We start from the raw sequence: 18,303 nt of genomic DNA on the forward strand, positions 1-18,303 counted from the left end.
GAATTGCACTATGCCATTTTTCATAAAGTATTTAGGTAAGTTGGTGATTATATTTTTCCTGGCTATTTTGGGGGTGGTGGTTGGTAACTTTGTGGGGCCGGATGCAGCAATCTCTCCCTTTTTGCCTACTAGTGCGGATAGGCAGTTTATGGAGTACACAGGAATCCTTACGAATTTTTCTCTTGGGTTTTTTACGGCTGTTTTTAGCTTCTTGGGTTGCATCTTGCTGAATTTATTGTTGCGGCAAGGTTTTGCCGTTTCCTTAGGGGTGTGGTTTACCTATAATGTAATTTTGCACTTAAGGATGCATGCATTACCGGAGATAGATGCCCCCTTTATTTTTGCATTTCTTGTTGGGCAGTTGGCAGTCTTGGGGGTATTGAAGCTTCTTGAGGGGAGCTGTGGAAACATTGGGGATGGCTACATTGATAGATTAAGGTTTTGAACTTTGGGCGAAAAATTCAGGATAAACCTACTTCGAAAGAAGCATGGTTAAAGTCTCAAAAAGGCCTAGTTGCAACTCTTTAGCTTTATCGCGTTCCGAGGCCAAGCGCTTCATAAGCCTCGCTGTGCTTGCAGGGTAGCTTCAAGGTTGCAAGCGTCTTTTTGTGAAATTTCCCTATTCATGCTGGTTTTCTGAAGTATCTGAATCTCAGGCTTTTTCTTTGAGAAACCTAATCGAACTGAAGGGCTGAGCTTCGAAGGCATAATTAAGAATATATGGATTTTATTCTTAACTGTTTTTATTTCCCAGGATCTTTAAGTAATATTCTGGACTTTAAAACCTCTGTGATTAGTTGGGATGGTTGAGTATTTCTGTCTAAAGTTAAATTTCCATAGATTGATGTTTCATATCATTGCATGCTGAGATTAATAGATGAAAAATTTTGGTGTGCCTCCAGTTGGGTAGATGTTTTTGCCTGTTGCTGGGAGGTGGCAATGAAATTCTAAGGTTAAGGAGTGTTAAAAGTATTTCTCCGGATACTTTTAGTTGGTTGTGAGCTTATAGGCTCAAGAACGAAAAGAGTAAGTGTTTATCCAGTTTGGTTACACGGCTTTTAGTTTGCAAAGTGTTTGGGTGGAGGAGAAATTAGCTACTCATTTTTATGGCGTTAATATGGTTGAAGGTGGGTAAAGGAAAGCAATAATAGTTTCGCAAGCCTTATGTTCAATATCAATTTAGTGGAATAAAAATCCTAAATGGGGGGTTAAGTATGGCAATTTTAGCCATCTGTGCAATGCAGACTTCCATTAGGTCAGTCAAACCGTCTCCCAGAAAGTCCGCTACGATGATGTCGGCAATATCACCCAAAAAACGGGAGTTGGTAGCCATGAATTCAATGTCCCACGCCCCCATACGGAAACCAAAGCCGGCAAAACTAGTTGTCAGTACAATATCAACGGCAATATGAGCAGTGACTCAGGCAGCATTAGCTGCCCCCTCCGTCTTTGATAAAAAACCAGCCTGGTGATTAAGAACGGCCATGATACACGCTTCTACTACGGTCCACTGCAGCTGATTCAAGCGGCTGGACGACAATGGTAAAGGCACTGTAACCACCTTGCAGATTGACAGCGTAGAGAAATGGTCGAGCGTAGTACCTCCGGTGCAACTATCGAGAGCTTCTCCGCCGTAATATCACAGGGATTGCTATCAAGTGTATCGAGCTGAATGCATCCGATGAAGCCGCCAGTAAACAGGATGAACGCAAAGATCTCCAAGGCTCTTTGAATCTCATCAACGATAGTAATGGACTGGTAGACAAAGATACTGCTGGTAACAAACTAGTTTAAAGATTTGCTGGCCCGAACGGGTACCAGAATACACTGATTAGGAAATTGAAAAGATTTAATTTCTGTGTTTATGAAGATGAAAAGCTTCACTCTGTTTAACAATTCTCTTATCTCCCATATTGAGATTGCTCATGTTTGTTTGAGTAAAGGTTACACATAAGAATCAAGGCTGTGTAATTTGGATTGAGGCGAAAACTTAAATTAACTTCATAAAAGGAAATGTTATGCCATTACCAAAAGATATAAAGGAGATGGGAGCTGCTGTTCACCCTGTTGGTGATTTTGATTTGCACTATCAAAATCCAAAGCCCCATGAAAATGGTAGCCGTTCTATTTTGACGATGAATGTATCGGTATATCTTGAGCTTGGTTATCAGTCTAAGCACGATAAAATAGTGCATGGATATTGCAGTAAAAACGATATACAACAAAGAAATACTGATGGCAGCCAGATTTATTATAAGGATAATCCTAGTGCGGATAAGGTGCTGAGTACCTTTTACAAAGCGCGTGCAGAGACTGCTGCAGTGATAGTAAAAGATTACTTTGTTGGTCAGTGGTTAAATGGAAAGACACTTCAAGAAAATAAGAAGATGTTCCCCTCTGTGCAAAGAGATGAGCAAGACGATGGTTATCACTATGATGTTACATGTTACTACACTCCGGATACTACTTATGTAGTATTTCATTGTCATCCACCGAAAGATATCAGGGTCGCACTCTAACTATCCTTAAGTGAATTGCAGCCTTAAGTAATGAAGTTCTGCCGTTAAAAATTATGAAATAGATAATGTGGCCTTCAAGGGGATGGTTCTCTTGGGGGCTATATTGTGAATATTTCTAAAGTATTGTATAGCATTTTACAGGTGTGCAATTTATAGATGATATTAGTCGTTTTGTGAGTTTTTGCAGATGAAGTTGTAATAGTTGGTATTCGTGAGTGTAGTAAGGGTCGCTCAGCTGATATCTTGAAGTTGTACTTTTAATATGAGCTGTATTTCTGTAAGTCTTGCCCTCTGCATTTTAGGTGTTTATTGGTGCCGCTTTTGGTGTTTAGGTATTCCGCCCAAATGTTGATGGGATGGGACTTATGCCGGTAAAGGCTTTGGCTTGGGGGTGGGGGCTAATTACTTTCTTTTAGAGTGGTAATTAATTTTCTGCGTAAGCATGATTTGTATGATCTGAAATTAAATTGATGTGGATCAAGGCGTTTAATTAATGAGTGTTTTTTGTTGATTTTTATGAATATTTTTGGTGGCTAAATAGGGTTTCTAAATCTGAACGATGGTTTCAATTGGAATATAAAGACAGTTTGTGCATTTTAGTAAGGCGCAAAATTTCCCTTTGAAAAGCTTATACGATAGACTCCGCGACCTGTTTTTGAGGTGGAAGCCTCGTGGTTAATTACATCGGAGTTCAGAGTGTCCAGGGATTGGAAGGCTATTTTTAGCATTTTTACATTTGTATTTTTTTACTTTTCTTTCTCTGGTCTTGCCTTGGCCGGAGTCATATCCGGAACAACCAATAGTTCCACGGGAACTGTCAAGCTTACTTTCTCTAAGGTTTCTCTTGCCTCAAAGGCTGAGTTTAGAATTTATAAGAGTGGTTCGCTTTATCGAACCTATAGCGTAAGTCCTAGCGGAGGAACGAAGACATATAATTTGGGAACTGGAACTTATCGTTTTGATTTGTGGGCTGGGAATGAATGTCTACAATGGGGTCGCAATGGGCACTGCTATGAACCGGGTTTTTTCTCTAAAAGAGGTAGCCATACGGTCAAGGTAAGTATTGCTGGACCAGGCGCTGTTACTTTACCTAAAACTAGCAAAACTGGGGGGTTTAAGGTTAGTTGGGGTAAAGCATCAAAAACTCCAGATAAGTACATATTGTGGGAGCGAAAGAACGGTGGAGCCTGGAGTGATATTTACTCCGGTGGGGGTCTTTCAAAGACATTGGCTGGTCGATCAACGGGTAAATATGAATATAGAGTGCAAGCATGCTTTACAGCGTGTAGCAGCTATGTGTACTCTCAGGCAATAACCGTTGCTAGAACACCAAGCTCGGTTACTGTCCCCTCTAAAAGTACAAATGGGAGTGTTGCAATCTCGTGGAATGCGGGTTCTGGTGCGTCAAAATATATACTGCAAGAGAAGAAAAACAGCGGCTCATGGGTCGAAGTATATAAGGGAAATCTAACTAAAAAGACGCTAACAGGTAGGGGAACCGGTATCTATAGCTATCGGGTTGCCGTGATTCAAGGGAGTTTGATAAGCTCGTATAAAACTTCATCAAATGTCACTGTTTCCCGGGCTCCAGGTGTTCCTAAGAATCTTGTTGTTCCCGGTAATGATTCTAACGGGGTTTACAAGATCAGCTGGGACTCGGTATCTGGCGCCTCAAGGTATAAAGTTGAACAGACGGGTGATGCTACAGGGAGCTGGAGCCAAACAGGAATAAGTAAAACAATCACTAAAACAAAAAACGGTAGTTATTCCTATCGTGTGAGGGCATGTAAAACATATAATAAGGTTGAGTCCTGTAGTGGATGGACAAGCAAAAAGACAATTAATCTAAAGTTACCCAACATTGCATTGCAATCAGTATCCAAGTCTGGAAAGGTAACTTTAGTTTTTAACACTGATTGGCCAAGGGCCGAGCGTTGTGAGTTAAAGCGAGATAATGTTACTGTAAGTAGTGCTAAATTTAGTTCTGGGTCAATATTTTCTGAGACTTTGAGTGCTAGTGGGACCTACAGCTATCGATATTCATGCCAAACGTGTTTATTAGGTAGCTTTCCTAACTGCCCGGAGCCTGATTTTGCAGGTTATGCATCAGTTTCAGCTACGATAGTCATTGTTCCCAATAAGGCTACTCTCTCGATAAAAAATAATAAATCTTACAATGGTAATGCCAGTTTAAAATCCAATAGTACTGGGCCGATCAGCTCCGTACGTTGGCAGAAGCGAAAAAAAGGCACTGCTTGGCCCTCTGATAGCTCTTACAGCACAGCTGGAGCAGTGGATTTTACTGCTACAGGTTTAACAGATGGAAGCTGGGAGTTCCGTAGTAAAAACTGTAACTCTTCAGGTTGCAGCGCTAGTTGGAGCGCTACAGCAGGCATTACTGTTTGGAATCAGCCTCTTCCGTCTGCCCCCGTTTTGGACTCTATAGCCAATAGCTCTAACGGTAGTATAAGTTTGAATTGGAGTGATCGCTCCAATGAGTTTGTATATCAGTACAAAATTTATGAAGGCGGTAAATTTTTAAAAACTGTTTCTACTAGTTCCACTTCTCCATCCAAGGTTACAGGTACACAATTGAAGCGGAATGATGGTGTTTATAAATATCATCTTGTAGCTTGTAACTTGAGGGGGTGTTCGGGAACGGGTAACTCTAAGTCTGTTATTGTGGCTAAAAAGCCGGGTAAACCTAGTGGTTTAAATTTATCTCCGCTTTTCTCCCGAACGGGAAGTGTTGACCTGAATTGGGGAAGTAGCAGTGGCAACTTGGTTCGTTATGAAATTTTTTCAGGTACAGCCACTTCCGTGGATGGAACTATTTCTTGGAATAACTCTACAGTAATCAAACATACAAACCTGGATAATCTGTCTAAGTCTTTTAGTCTTGATGGTGGATTCTTTGCTTATAAAATCCGTGCTTGTAATCAGGTTTCTAGTTTTTCTAGTTGCTCTGCTGCAGCAGTAACAGAAGTTGTGCAGGTAGAGCTTTCATCTCCTCCTGTTTCCGTAGATACACCACCACACAAGGCTACTGCCCTAGCGAATACTGATCCCGCGGTATTGGCCTCAGATCGTGTAGGTATTGTGCCTGGAGAGTTTCGTGTCAGTGAGTCTGGTGCGGCCACCTATAGCCTACCGATTCCAGTTGGCCCCTCATCGGGCAGTAGTGTGCCCAGTGTTAGTGTTAGCTATAGTAGTTCTGGGGGGCATGGTCCACTGGGTATTGGTTGGGGCATTAGTGGGCTCTCAGCAATAACCGCTTGTAGAAAATCTTATGAAGAAGATGGAGTGAATGGCAGCCAGTTTGATCGATTCTGTCTCGATGGTCTGCGCCTAAAATTAGTCTCATCTGGCCAATACGGTGGTATTGGCACTCAATATAGAACATCCCTGGATTCTTTTCTTAGGGTCAAGGTGGTATCGACCGGCGTCGGTAGTAAAAAAGGCTTTGAGGTCTATCGTAAGGATGGGTCCATTTCTTACTATGGCCTAACAGATGATTCTCAGAGTACCAATGCTTGGTATATCAACAAGCAAGCAGACAGTGTCGGCAATCGAATTGAATACTCCTATCTTAAAGATAGTAATGTTGGTGAACACCTCATTGAGTACATAGATTATTCGGGTGGAAGTAATGATATTCTCGTTAACCGAATAGAGTTTAACTACGATACTAATCGTTCAGATAAACGCTATGGCTATCGTTTTGGACAAAAGTCCGCTTCGACGAGACGATTGACCTCAATCATCTCTACGGCAGAGTCCGAGGAAATACGGCGCTATAAGTTTTCCTATAAAAAGAGTGGGACAGGTCGATTATTGCTCGAAGAAGTAGAGGAATGTGTAAAGAGTAATTGTCGTAAACCAACGGTATTTACCTATTCAAAGTCTGATGGTGCTGGTCTTGTTAAAGGGCTTGCGAATCCCAATATTTTTCACTCTGGCTTTGAAGGTGGTAAATATGGCGATGTAAATGGTGATGGACTTACAGACTTTGTATTTATTCGCTACGACGGTAGTCATGGAAAACGCTATATTCGAGTTGCTTTAGGCACTAAGCAAGGGTCGCTTGCCATTCAGCCCGGGCAAATGCGAATTCGTTCCAATGAGCGTGAGGAATGGCACCTCTTAGACTACAACAACGATGGTAAAGATGATTTACTGCATGCGCCAATTTCCGACAGTTCTACATATTGGGAAGTCAATTACTCTAATGGATCTGGGTTTAGTGTAACTGATACTCCTACAGCAATTACTTTCCAAAAAGGTCAGTTGGGTAAAATGCATGATTTTAATGCAGATGGTTTGCCCGACTATATCTATTTTACTGGGGGTAACGCTGATCATTTCAGGAGCCAATCACCTAACCTTAAAATCAGGGAGCTGCAGCGCAGCAGCTCCGGCAAGTTATCATTCAAAAATAGTGAAGTAGTAAGAAGTTTGTCTCTTCCCAGTTCTACCCCGCCTGGGGGAAGAACTGGCTTATATATAAATCGAACTAATGTGAATGTGCGCGATAAAGATATCGTGGCTGATTTCAATGGTGACGGAATTGCAGACTTAACTGCGATTGTGTCAACTAACTGGCGTTGTACCGAGCCATCTATCGATTGTTATAATGATATTACTTCAAAGACCGATTATCATTTTGTTGTGTTGATGTCCAATGTTAATGGTGGGCATTCTGCTGTCTTTTCAAGGCAAATATTTAATAGTGGAGGGTCCACTGAGCACATGGTGAGTGATCTCAATGGTGATGGCTTACCTGATTTACTCTTTAGGGTCAGCAATAAAAGTGCCTGGAGTGTTTATCACTTTAATGGGGTTAGATTTATAACCACAAAAGCTCTACCAGCCATCGTAGATGATAATATTCAGTTATATGACTGGGATATGGATGGTCTGGTCGACATTCTTTACCCGAATGCTAACGATAAAATAAATAACGAATACCAGTATTTATATGTGCTCCCCAATAAATCAAATGGCTTTGGTACAGGAGTCAAGACTGGGTTAATACTTGGCGTAGATAAGAGTGACCACAGTCACTATATTATGGATGTGACTGGAGATGGCCGCCCTGAAATCGTTGAGAAGTGTGCTAATCGTGATGAAAAAGAAAACCACTGCGATGATATGCGCACCCGCTCAGGGTTCTTTAGTGGTTCTGGTTTTACAGATAAGTATGTTCGTATCCTCAAACCTAAGCATGGTAATAAACCAGTTGATATTCTTGAATCTGTTGAGAATGGTTTCGGCGTTAGAACAGAAATTCAATATGCACGCCTAAATGACGACAGTGCTAATATTTATAATCGCAAGAAGGGCTCCTTCAAGCTAAATTATGGACGCGGTTCACCCGTTTTTGACTTGTATTCACCGATGTACGTGGTGAAAAAAGTGATTTCTGATGCGCCGGCGGCGAATGACAATAACAATACTGTAGAGGCTCATTACCACTATGCAGGTGCGCGTATGCAGAGTGGTGGGCGCGGTTTCCTCGGTTTTGAGTCGGTTACCACTTATGACCCTCAAAACAAGGTGAAGATAACAACCCGGTATCGCCAAGACTACCCTTACATAGGGATGCCTTCACAAACGGCTAAGGTAATAGAGCCCAATGCCAGCAATATCAAAACTCCGGCTTCCTGTAGTGAATCCAGCCTTAAGCTGATTAGCTGTTCTATTAATACGCTTAAATCGGTTGAGCCGGTATCCGGTAAAACAGTAATGCCCTATATCAGCCAAGCGCAGGATAAGTCCTATAGCTTGGATGGACATTATCTGGGCAAGGTGGTGACTACCACTAATTACACGGCTGATGTTGATATCAAGTATGGCAATGTCAGCTCTGTGGTGGTTAAAAATTATGATGCTTCAAATAACCTTGTTCAGAGCAAAACCACAAGTAACAAATATAATAATGTGGTTAGCAGCAGCCGTTGGCATTTGGCGCGACTGAGTGAGAGCAGCGTCACTACTCAGAGGCAAGGTAGCTTGGCTGCACCACAGATCAAGCGCACTGTACATTTTGGTTATGACGCCCAGACCGGCCTTTTAACTGATGAATGGGTAGCCAAAGGTAGCGCAGAAGAATTGCACACCCGTTACGAACACGATCGCTTTGGTAATCGTATTGCAGCTACTGTGACCGATGCGCTTGGTGAAAGCCGTACTAGCCATACGGGTTATGACAGCTATGGGCGCTTTCCGACCAGTAAGACTAATGCGCTTAGTCAAACGGTAGAGCAGTATTTGGGAATGGATGCCTTTGGCCAACCAGGTAAAGTATTTGATATTAGTGGGGTGGCTACCAATTATGCCTACTCTCAATTTGGTACTCGCTACTTTGAGCATCATGAGACAGGTAGTCATAGCACGACCCTGAGTACACTCTGCGCTGACAGCGGTGGCTGCCCTACGGTCGCTGGTGTACCGGCGCATTTTAAGGTGACTACTACCGGTATTGATAAAACAAAAACGGTAATGTACCACGATCGTCTGGGCCGGGAGATCCGCAAACAAACTCAGGACTTTCATGGTAAATCTGTATTTGTAGATACCCAGTACGATGTGCAGTCCCGTGTTAAAAAGATTTCCGATCCCTATAAAAGCGGGAGTTCTCCGCGTTGGACCTCTTACTCCTACGATATTCTAGGACGCACCACCAAAGTGGATGCACCCAGTGGCCAATGTGATAGCACCATTACCTACAATGGTCTGAGAGAAACTACTAAAAATTGTGCACAGCAAACTAAGGTTACCCAGAAAAATGTGCTCGGTGAGCTGGCCCAAGTCACTGATAACATCGGAGGAAAACTTAAGTATGAATATTTTGCTGATGGCAACCTCCGACATGTTCGTGTATTGAATAGCGGAGGCGGCGAAACTTCAGTAACCAGTATTGAATACGATAATCTGGGTCGTAAGAAACGCTTGGTAGATCCGGATAAGGGCACATGGACCTACGGCTATAACGGTTTTGGCGAGTTGGCTTGGCAGAAAGATGCCAAGGGGCAGGGTACCACCATGACCTATGATGCCCTTGGCCGTATGGTGACTCGAGCCGATTACACTAGTTTCAATTCCAGTAGCCAAACAGGCAAGCTACAGAACTTTAGCCGTTGGTACTACGACCAGGATCCTGGTTGTAATTCCAAATACCGATTCGATGGCAAACTGGTGGCCGTAGCCCAAGCTTCCGTAGTTATTAGCGGTAGCTGCAATACAAATATGGAGGACATTAGCTTCCTTAAGCTAATGCACTACGATATTTACGGTCGCCTGGGTGAAACTACGACGGTGCTGGGTGTACTTGATGGCGAAGGGGATTTTTATGAGAAGGTCACTTATGACAAATACAGCCGTGTCAAGCGTAGCTTTGACGCCAGTAATCAGCAGGTAGCTCGCCAACAAAATTACCTATATGGCATGGAAACTGTTTATAACAGCTATGGGTATAAGGTGGGTGTGCGGGATGTGAAGGCTCTTGCCGGGCAGGGTTACTACTACCGCGTGAAGCGCATGAACCTGCGTGGACAGGTAGAAGAAGTATTATTGGGTAATGGCCTCACAACCACTTATGAGTATCACCCACAGCACTATCGCCTCACCAGTATCCTCACAGATATTAATCCTGGGGTAGGTCAAGTGCAGAATCTGCATTATGACTGGAGTGCCATTGGCAACCTTTTGTCTAAAACCGATCTCAGTGGTGATGGTAGTTACAGCAAGGATCTACAGGAAAGTTTTGAGTACGATGGCCTGAACCGCCTGCGCTATGCACGGCTCTATAGTGGTGGTAGCGAAGCTAGCGTACAGGAAGTGCGTTACAACGATGCCGGAAACATCAGATTTAAAAGTGGGGTTGGAAACTATAGTTACGATAGTGCTCGACCTCATGCTGTGACAAAAGCTGGAGGCCTTAGTTATGAATACGATGAAAATGGCAACATGGTGCGAGGTTCAAATAACCGCATAAGGGAATATACGGTATTTGATAAGCCAAGTTTACTCACCAAAGATAGTCATAAAACCCGTCTTTATTATGGTCCCGACCGTAGTCGCTTCAAGCGTGTGGACGACAATGGCAAAGGTACTGTGACTACCTTGCAGATCGGCAGCGTCGAGAAAGTGATTGAGCGCAGTACCTCCGGTGCCCATATAAAGAGCTTCTATCGCCGCAATATTGCGGGGGTTGCTGTTGAGCGAATACAACTAAATGCGTCGGATGAAATTGCCGGTACTAGCACTCAGTATTTGCACAAAGACCTACAGGGCTCCCTGGATGTCATTACTGATAGTAAGGGGCAGGTTGCAGAAGATGCTGCAGGTAACAAGTTGCTATACAGCTTTGATGCCTGGGGCAAACGCCGCAACCCGTTGAACTGGGAGCGTATTGGTTCTGGCCCCTCGAATACGGTTAAGACTTTAAACGTTGGTGCTTTTAATCATTTAAGTAGTAACCGTGGTTACACAGGTCATGAAATGATGGATGAGGTGGGCCTTATTCATATGAATGGTCGGGTGTACGATCCCAATCTGTCACGCTTCTTAACAGCGGATCCGATCATTGATGGTATTACTTCGGTCCAGGGCTACAACCGTTATGCCTATGTGCACAATAATCCGCTGACTTATACGGATCCTTCTGGGTATAGTTCTTGGAATAAGTGGAGAGACTCTGTAGTAAAGCCGGTGGTCGCGGTAGTGATTGCTATTTACACTGGAGGACAGTCTCTTGCAGCGTTACAGGCTGGTCAGACTGCGGCTGCGGCTGGGTGGGCCGCTGCCGGCGGCGCTGCCGCTGGAGCAGTACAAAGCGGTACAGTTAAAGGTGCTTTTTTTGGTGCTTTCAGTGCAGTGGCATTTATGGGGATTGGTAATGCTTTTCAAGGAGCGAAATGGGCAACTCAGGGCGTTGTTGGGAAAGGAGTAATGGGCACTGGTCTGAACGGCTATGGTTATGCTGCAAAAGTCTTTGCTCACTCAGTGGCAGGCGGCCTTTTGTCTGAGGCTCAGGGAGGAAAGTTTAAGCATGGATTTGCTGCAGCAGGTGTGGCTCAAGCATTCTCAGGGGCTGTCGACTTGATTGATGCCGGAAATACTGGCTTTAGTACTGCTAGGGTTGTTGTCGCAGCTCTCTTGGGAGGAACCACTTCAGTTGTATCCGGAGGGAAGTTTGCCAATGGAGCTATAACAGCTGCTTTTGCTCGGGCTTTTAATGAGGAGTCTCATAGAAGCGAAGGAAAAGGAGAGGATGGCAGTTGTGCAAGCCCATCTGATGGAAATTTAGTAGCCAGTTGCTATGCCACTGGGGGCGGTAAACGTTTTGAGTATAAAGGGGAGACGGTCAAACTGTGTGAATATAGATGTACTGTCACATTTAAGGGTTCAAAAACAACAATAACTGATATTGGGACTTTTTCTGTTGATCAAGCCGAAAGCCTTACTTTACCGAATTTGCGAAACGTGAATGCTTGTGGCGTACCAAACATAGAGGTTGGAAGTGATTCCCTAGGGTGTTTTGGTCAAGTGAAAGGTATTGAAAGGATGCCTGGACAGTCTTTAACGACTACCTCTAAAATTATGACTTCATTCCAGGTTCAACCGATCCATGGTGATCTTTATGAAATCTTGAAGTCCTATCATGACTTAAGAAAGATGGATGTTATGCGTGTAATAGATGAGAGGTCAGAATAGGGTTGTAGAGCCATGAAAATGATATGCGGCATTGTATTTTTTATTTCTTTTGGCTCATTTGCGGCTGGTGCAGGGGATGTCGGTGAAGTTAAATGCGATAATTATCCTGCAGGTGGAAATATATATAAAATTTGCTTTATAAATGTAGATGGAATCAATGTTCCTCATGGAAAGTATGAAATCATTAATGAGAAAGGGGTAGCCGTTCTTGAGCAATATTACGAGAGAGGTGAGGAGGTGGGTTTTTTAATTAATCGTGCAGATGATGGTAAAGTTTTGAAGGTTTGCTATTTTTCTCGCGGTAAAAATGAATCTGAATGCATAGAGTTGTAGTTTCTTTATTTGACGAAAATCTATTGGAATATACAGGATGGCGTCCTGTTAAATTTTAATAGAGTTGAAATAACGTCGTGATAAAAATTAATTTTTTTCACGGCAGAGCAATTATCTCAGAGCTCTTTTATATTAATTAATGCATAGGTAAGGTATTGCCTCTGGCGGTGAGGCTTGACAGGGCTCTGCCGTTTCGGAGCGCAGAATGAAAAATATGGCCTCCATGAAACGGCAAGTTCTATAAAGGAGGTCATGTGCGAGATTGACAATTCAAAGCTCACGTGAAGTATGATTGCAGGTACCACGTGGTATTTGTACTTAAGTACAGAAAGAAAGTATTATTTGGAGCGTTGAGACGGAGGTGGGAGCGATATTTCGAGACTTATGCAAGGGTATTGAGTTGGTCGAGGGGTGCGCAATGAGGGATCACATTCATATATTGTTAATTATTCCTCAGAAATTGAGTGTATTCTAATACGGTTGGGTTTTGAAAGGAAAATCTGCGTTCCAGATATTTCGGAAGTACAAGCATGTACAGAGAAACTTTACAGGAAGACACTTTTGGGTCCGGGGATACTGCGTTAGTACAGTGGGCTTGATGGGCAGATAATTCGAGAGTAAATCAAGAATTAAGATACTGAAGAGCGTCGTTAAGAGCAGATGCAGCTGGCGGGATTGTAACTAGCCCCCTTTGGGGGCTTTCACCATACCACCCGCTATGTGGGTGGTTGCTGATTTTGAGAGAATTCTTTTATCTATGTTCGATTTTGCTTGAATCTGATGCCAAGATCATATATGAGGAGGTTGTTTTGCTCATGCCGGCATCTAGCTTGCCACCAAAGGGCTAATCGGAAATATCTTCTAAAAACCAGTACTGGTAGCTATGAGTATTTTGGCTCAGGCTTTAGTTATACTCCCTGGGTGGGTCAAGTTAATCTGCGTGATATATTTATATATATTGGAGGCCTGATATGGGTTCCCCAAAATTTTATTTATAAATAGGGTATGCGTAGCATTTCCGATTTAGATGATTTTCGATTTAGTATGGAAATTGCCGGTGCGTTGGCGAATATAGTTAGCGCCCTCTGCGTGGGAGCCTGTAATCCCCCAAATTGCAATCGCAGTAATATCGGTCATTAAATGCTGGATAAGGCAGACCCTTTCCCTATAAATGAACAGATCTACGATCTAACCTCGGGCTACCTTGCAACTGCAGACTCAATTTGCTCTACTTGTTATGCCGCTGCCTGCGGCTCACCTACTTTGAATAACAATAATGTGTAATCGGAGAAATTCGATGAAGGAAGAAGTAGCTGTTACCCCGGAAGAAGACAATTTCGCAGATGCCATCGCCGCTGTAGCTCTGGTCGCTATCTTTGTTGCAACCTGTATTTTCTGGGTTGCTACCCGCTGAACCATTTGATGTCCCGACCCGGAGCCGAGCCGTACCGGGTACTTCTCCATAAATCTCCCTTTATGACCCACAGCAATATCTTCCCTGGGGCTATCTGCTAGGGCTGAAATCTATTTATTCAGTAATTTTTGTAATCAAGCGGGCGAGGAGCCCGCTTATGATGAGAGAATTCTAGCTGGGGAGAGTTTTAGCCCATATTGCCCAGTACGGTCTTTACGATCAGTATCAGGGTTAAGACAAACAAAATGGTGAAGACAATTCCTGCGACAACAAAGTGCATCATGCTACCGCTTTGAAAGTCCTTCTCTCGGTTCTTGTTGCTCTGAACTCCAATGGCCCCTGCCAAAGTGCTTAGTACAATCTGGCCTAGTCCGGGCTTCCTTGCTCGTTTCTTATTATTTTCCTGCATGGGGGGATCCTCACTCTTCGAGATTTGGGCGCAGCCAGCGCTCCAGTTCCTGTTCATTAATTCCTTTGCGCTTGGCCAGGCTTTGCAGCTGGTCCCTACCGATTTTACCGACATTAAAGTATTTGGCCTGTGGGTGGGCGAAGTACCAGCCGCTGACTGCGGCCGCTGGCATCATGGCGAAATGCTCGGTCAGGCTGACCCCGGCATTTTCTTCTGCGTTCAATAAACTGAACAAAGTCGCCTTTTCTGAGTGGTCCGGGCAGGCGGGATAGCCGGGCGCCGGGCGGATACCCTGATAGGCTTCTTTGATCAGCTGCTCATTGCTCAACTCTTCGTCCGCCGCATAGCCCCAGTATTCCTTGCGTACCTGGCGGTGCAGGGTTTCAGCAAAAGATTCTGCCAGCCGGTCCGCCAGGGCCTTCACCATAATTGCGTTATAGTCATCGTGCTTGGCTTCGTAGCTCTGTGCCAGCTCGTCGGCGCCAATGCCAGTGGTAACTGCGAAGCCGCCGACATAATCGATATAGCCGGAATCCAGAGGAGCGACAAAATCTGCCAGTGAACGGCACAGACCATCGCCGCCCATCTTTTGTACCTGTTGGCGAATATGATGTAAACGCGCCAGTTCATCACTGCGCGCTTCATCTTTGTACACGATGATATCGTCGCCGATGCTATTGGCGGGCCACAAACCGAACACAGCGCGGGCGCGCAGCTGCTTTTTGGCAATCATCTCTTTCAGCAGGCGCTGGGCATTGTGGTAGAGATCGCTGGCAGCCTCGCCGACCACTTCATCCTTGAGGATAGCCGGATACTTGCCCGCCAGATCCCAGGATAAAAAGAAGGGTGTCCAATCAAGCGTATCGAGGAGGTTTTCCAGGGGAAAATCTTCGATAACGGTAATTCCCAATTTTTTGGGTTGTACGGGTTGGTAATTTTGCCAGTCGAATTCAGGGGCGTTATCTCGGGCTTCCGCATAGGTCAGCCGGGTGTCGTTGCGCTTTCTATTTGCGGTGCGGGTGCGCACCTTTTCATATTCCGCGCGAACCTTTTCAACAAAGGCGGGGCGCAGTTCATCGGAAATCAAGCTGCTGGCCACCCCCACAGCGCGCGAGGCATCGGCCACATACACTACCTGATTGCGATTGAATTGGGGATCAATTTTCACTGCGGTGTGTGCCTTGGAAGTAGTGGCACCGCCAATCAGCAGGGGGATATCGAACTTCTGGCGTTCCATTTCTGCGGCGACATGCACCATCTCATCAAGGGAGGGGGTGATTAAACCGGATAGACCGATAATGTCACAATTCTTTTCCCGGGCGGTTTGCAGAATAGTTTCTGCGGCCACCATCACGCCGAGGTCGATTACCTCGTAATTGTTACAGGCCAGCACCACCCCGACGATATTCTTGCCGATATCGTGCACATCGCCTTTTACCGTGGCCATAAGGATACGGCCGTTGGGCCGGCTGTCCTCGGTTTTTTCCGCTTCGATAAACGGTTGTAAATAGGCGACGGCCTGCTTCATCACCCGTGCCGATTTCACCACCTGGGGCAGGAACATCTTGCCCTCGCCAAATAGGTCGCCAACGATATTCATACCGTCCATCAGCGGACCTTCGATCACATCCAGGGGGCGGCTGCTATTGGCGCGGGCCTCTTCGGTGTCTGCCTCGATATAGTTGTTGATTCCTTTTACTAAGGAGTGCGCCAGACGTTCTTTGACCGGCAGCTCACGCCAGCTGAGGTCTTCCTTGCGCGCAGTGCCGCCGCCTTCACCCATATATTTGGGGGCGATATCCAACAGGGCTTCGGTGGCTTCGTCATTGCGATTGAGAATGACGTCTTCCACCTTTTCCCGCAGTTCTTCAGGCAGCTCGTCATAAACCGCGAGCTGACCGGCGTTGACGATGCCCATATTCAGGCCGGCCTTGATGGCGTGGAATAGGAATACCGAGTGAATCGCCTCGCGCACCGGGTTGTTGCCGCGGAAAGAGAAGGAAACGTTGGAGACACCACCGCTGATTTGGGCACCGGGTAGGTTCTCACGAATCCAACGGCAGGCCTCAATAAAGTCCACCGCGTAGTTGTTGTGCTCTTCAATGCCAGTGGCGACAGCGAAAATATTGGGATCGAAAATAATATCGGTGGGATCGAAACCGACTTCCTCTACCAATACTTCATAACTGCGCTTACAGATTTCGATTTTGCGCTCAAAGGTATCCGCCTGACCCTGCTCATCAAAGGCCATCACCACTACGGCGGCACCATAGCGCAGGCACAGTTGCGCCTTCTCAATAAACTCCTCTTTGCCTTCCTTGAGGCTGATGGAGTTCACGATGGGTTTACCCTGAATACACTGCAGTCCGGCCTCGATCACCTCCCATTTGGAGGAGTCCACCATAAAGGGCACCTTAGCGATGTCGGGCTCGGTGGCGGCCAGGTTGAGAAAACGGCGCATGGCGGCGTGTGCATCGAGCATCGCCTCATCCATATTGAAATCAATCACCTGCGCGCCATCTTCCACCTGTGCGGCGGCGACCTGCAGGGCGGTATCGTAATCCTCTTCCAGAATCAGTCGCTTGAAACGGGCGGAGCCGGTCACATTACAGCGCTCGCCCACATTGACGAAGAGGGCGCTTTCGTCGGCCACAAAAGGCTCCAAACCGGAAAGGCGTAAAGCCGGTTTGATCTCGGGCAACTGGCGCGGAGGGATATCGGATACCGCCTCTGCAATGGCGCGGATGTGTTCTGGCGTGGTGCCGCAGCAACCACCGAGAATATTGATAAAGCCACTGCGGGCAAACTCCGCCACAATCGCCGCGGTTTGCTCCGGGGTTTCGTCGTATTCGCCAAACTCATTGGGCAGGCCGGCATTGGGGTGCGCGGAAACATAAGTGGCACAGGCACCGGATAGGGCCTCCACATAAGGGCGCAGCTCAGTGGCCCCTAGGGCACAGTTAAGACCAACGGAAATCGGCTTGGCGTGGGCGATGGAGTAATAAAAGGCCTCAGTGGTCTGGCCGGAGAGGGTGCGGCCGGAGGCGTCAGTGATGGTGCCGGAGATCATAATCGGCAACTCGAAGCCCAGCTCCTCAAACAGCTGCTGCATGGCGTAAATGGCCGCCTTGGCATTGAGCGTGTCGAAGATGGTTTCAATCAGGATCAGGTCACTGCCGCCCTCTATTAGGGCGCGGCCGGCTTCCACATAATTGTGTACCAGCTCATTGAAAGTCACATTGCGCGCACCCGGGTCGTTGACATCTGGGGAAATACTGGCGGTGCGAGAGGTGGGACCAATCACCCCGGCCACCCAGCGGGGGCGCTCGGGTGTGGAAAGAGCATCCGCCGCGCGCCGGGCCACTTCTGCAGAGGTTCGGTTCAGCTCTACTACAAGATGTTCCATGTCGTAATCAGACTGGGACAGCTCAGTCGCATTAAAAGTATTGGTCTCGATAATGTCGGCGCCAGCTTCCAGGTATTGCCGGTGGATTTGTTCGATCAGGTAGGGACGAGTAATGCTTAAAAGGTCGTTATTACCTTTCAGATCCTTATGGAAGTCAGCAAAGCGGGCGCCGCGGTAATCTTCTTCCTGCAACTTTTCCCGCTGAATCATGGTTCCCATAGCGCCGTCGAGAATCAGGATGCGCTGAGCGAGCGCGGCTTTGAGTTGCTCCAGGCGTTGATTGCGGGAAAGCGCAGACATTGACCAATCCTTAATTGTCTATGGCGGGAAAGGCATCAATCTTAGCACACGGATACTTGCCAACAGGGGCTAAATTGATGGACAAAAAATACCACGACACAATAACCGGTAAATTTTTACTAACGGCGTGCAATTTCTATCTATAGTTTGGCCTTCAGCAGACATAAAAACTCAGGAGAGGGCCTGGCTCGCCAATGGTACAAAA

At 45.8% G+C, this 18,303-nt stretch carries 7 protein-coding genes and 1 pseudogene; 5 read left to right on the forward strand and 3 right to left on the reverse strand.

Features of this window, described 5'->3' with window-relative positions:
• The first annotated feature begins 10 nt into the window (after nucleotides 1-10).
• Nucleotides 11-445 (forward strand): hypothetical protein, encoded by a 435-nt coding sequence (locus ACJJIC_RS11850; RefSeq protein ID WP_444909844.1) that lies wholly within the window; start codon nucleotides 11-13, stop codon nucleotides 443-445.
• A gap of 729 nt (nucleotides 446-1,174) precedes the next feature.
• On the opposite strand, the gene ACJJIC_RS11855 is transcribed toward ACJJIC_RS11850, so the two are convergent.
• The gene (locus ACJJIC_RS11855; RefSeq protein WP_444909843.1) at nucleotides 1,175-1,333 is read right to left on the reverse strand and encodes a hypothetical protein; all 159 of its coding nucleotides are present in this window, start codon (nucleotides 1,331-1,333) and stop codon (nucleotides 1,175-1,177) included.
• 685 nt (nucleotides 1,334-2,018) lie between these two features.
• Between ACJJIC_RS11855 and ACJJIC_RS11860 the strand changes: the two genes are divergently transcribed.
• The 4 genes and pseudogenes from ACJJIC_RS11860 (at nucleotide 2,019) to tnpA (ending at nucleotide 13,179) form a co-directional block, all read left to right on the forward strand.
• On the forward strand, nucleotides 2,019-2,519 hold the full coding sequence (locus tag ACJJIC_RS11860; RefSeq protein ID WP_444888788.1) for a hypothetical protein: 501 nt from the start codon (nucleotides 2,019-2,021) through the stop codon (nucleotides 2,517-2,519).
• 696 nt (nucleotides 2,520-3,215) lie between these two features.
• Nucleotides 3,216-12,236, forward strand: a complete 9,021-nt coding sequence (locus ACJJIC_RS11865) for an RHS repeat-associated core domain-containing protein (RefSeq protein ID WP_445359689.1) — start codon at nucleotides 3,216-3,218, stop codon at nucleotides 12,234-12,236.
• Nucleotides 12,237-12,248: 12 nt separating this feature from the next.
• Nucleotides 12,249-12,569 carry a hypothetical protein gene (locus ACJJIC_RS11870; protein ID WP_445356994.1) on the forward strand — a complete coding sequence of 107 codons (321 nt, stop codon included), beginning with the start codon at nucleotides 12,249-12,251 and terminating at the stop codon, nucleotides 12,567-12,569.
• Between the two features lie 281 nt (nucleotides 12,570-12,850).
• Nucleotides 12,851-13,179, forward strand: a pseudogene (gene tnpA / locus ACJJIC_RS11875) (IS200/IS605 family transposase).
• A gap of 991 nt (nucleotides 13,180-14,170) precedes the next feature.
• Here the strand turns inward: tnpA and ACJJIC_RS11880 are convergent.
• The gene (locus ACJJIC_RS11880) at nucleotides 14,171-14,392 is read right to left on the reverse strand and encodes a DUF2970 domain-containing protein (protein ID WP_252085595.1); all 222 of its coding nucleotides are present in this window, start codon (nucleotides 14,390-14,392) and stop codon (nucleotides 14,171-14,173) included.
• 10 nt (nucleotides 14,393-14,402) lie between these two features.
• Nucleotides 14,403-18,098: a methionine synthase gene (metH, locus tag ACJJIC_RS11885; RefSeq protein ID WP_445356995.1), complete on the reverse strand. Its 3,696-nt coding sequence runs from the start codon at nucleotides 18,096-18,098 to the stop codon at nucleotides 14,403-14,405.
• Nucleotides 18,099-18,303 lie beyond the last annotated feature (205 nt).

The sequence above is a fragment of the Microbulbifer mixtoriginis (SeqCode) genome, assembly GCF_052468275.1.

Excerpts from the sequence above, each read along its gene's own strand:
- ACJJIC_RS11855 (WP_444909843.1), bottom strand. The coding sequence starts at position 1,333 with ATGGCTACCAACTCCCGTTTTTTGGGTGATATTGCCGACATCATCGTA.
- metH (WP_445356995.1), bottom strand. The coding sequence starts at position 18,098 with ATGTCTGCGCTTTCCCGCAATCAACGCCTGGAGCAACTCAAAGCCGCG.
- ACJJIC_RS11880 (WP_252085595.1), bottom strand. The coding sequence starts at position 14,392 with ATGCAGGAAAATAATAAGAAACGAGCAAGGAAGCCCGGACTAGGCCAG.
- ACJJIC_RS11870 (WP_445356994.1), top strand. The coding sequence starts at position 12,249 with ATGAAAATGATATGCGGCATTGTATTTTTTATTTCTTTTGGCTCATTT.
- ACJJIC_RS11850 (WP_444909844.1), top strand. The coding sequence starts at position 11 with ATGCCATTTTTCATAAAGTATTTAGGTAAGTTGGTGATTATATTTTTC.
- ACJJIC_RS11860 (WP_444888788.1), top strand. The coding sequence starts at position 2,019 with ATGCCATTACCAAAAGATATAAAGGAGATGGGAGCTGCTGTTCACCCT.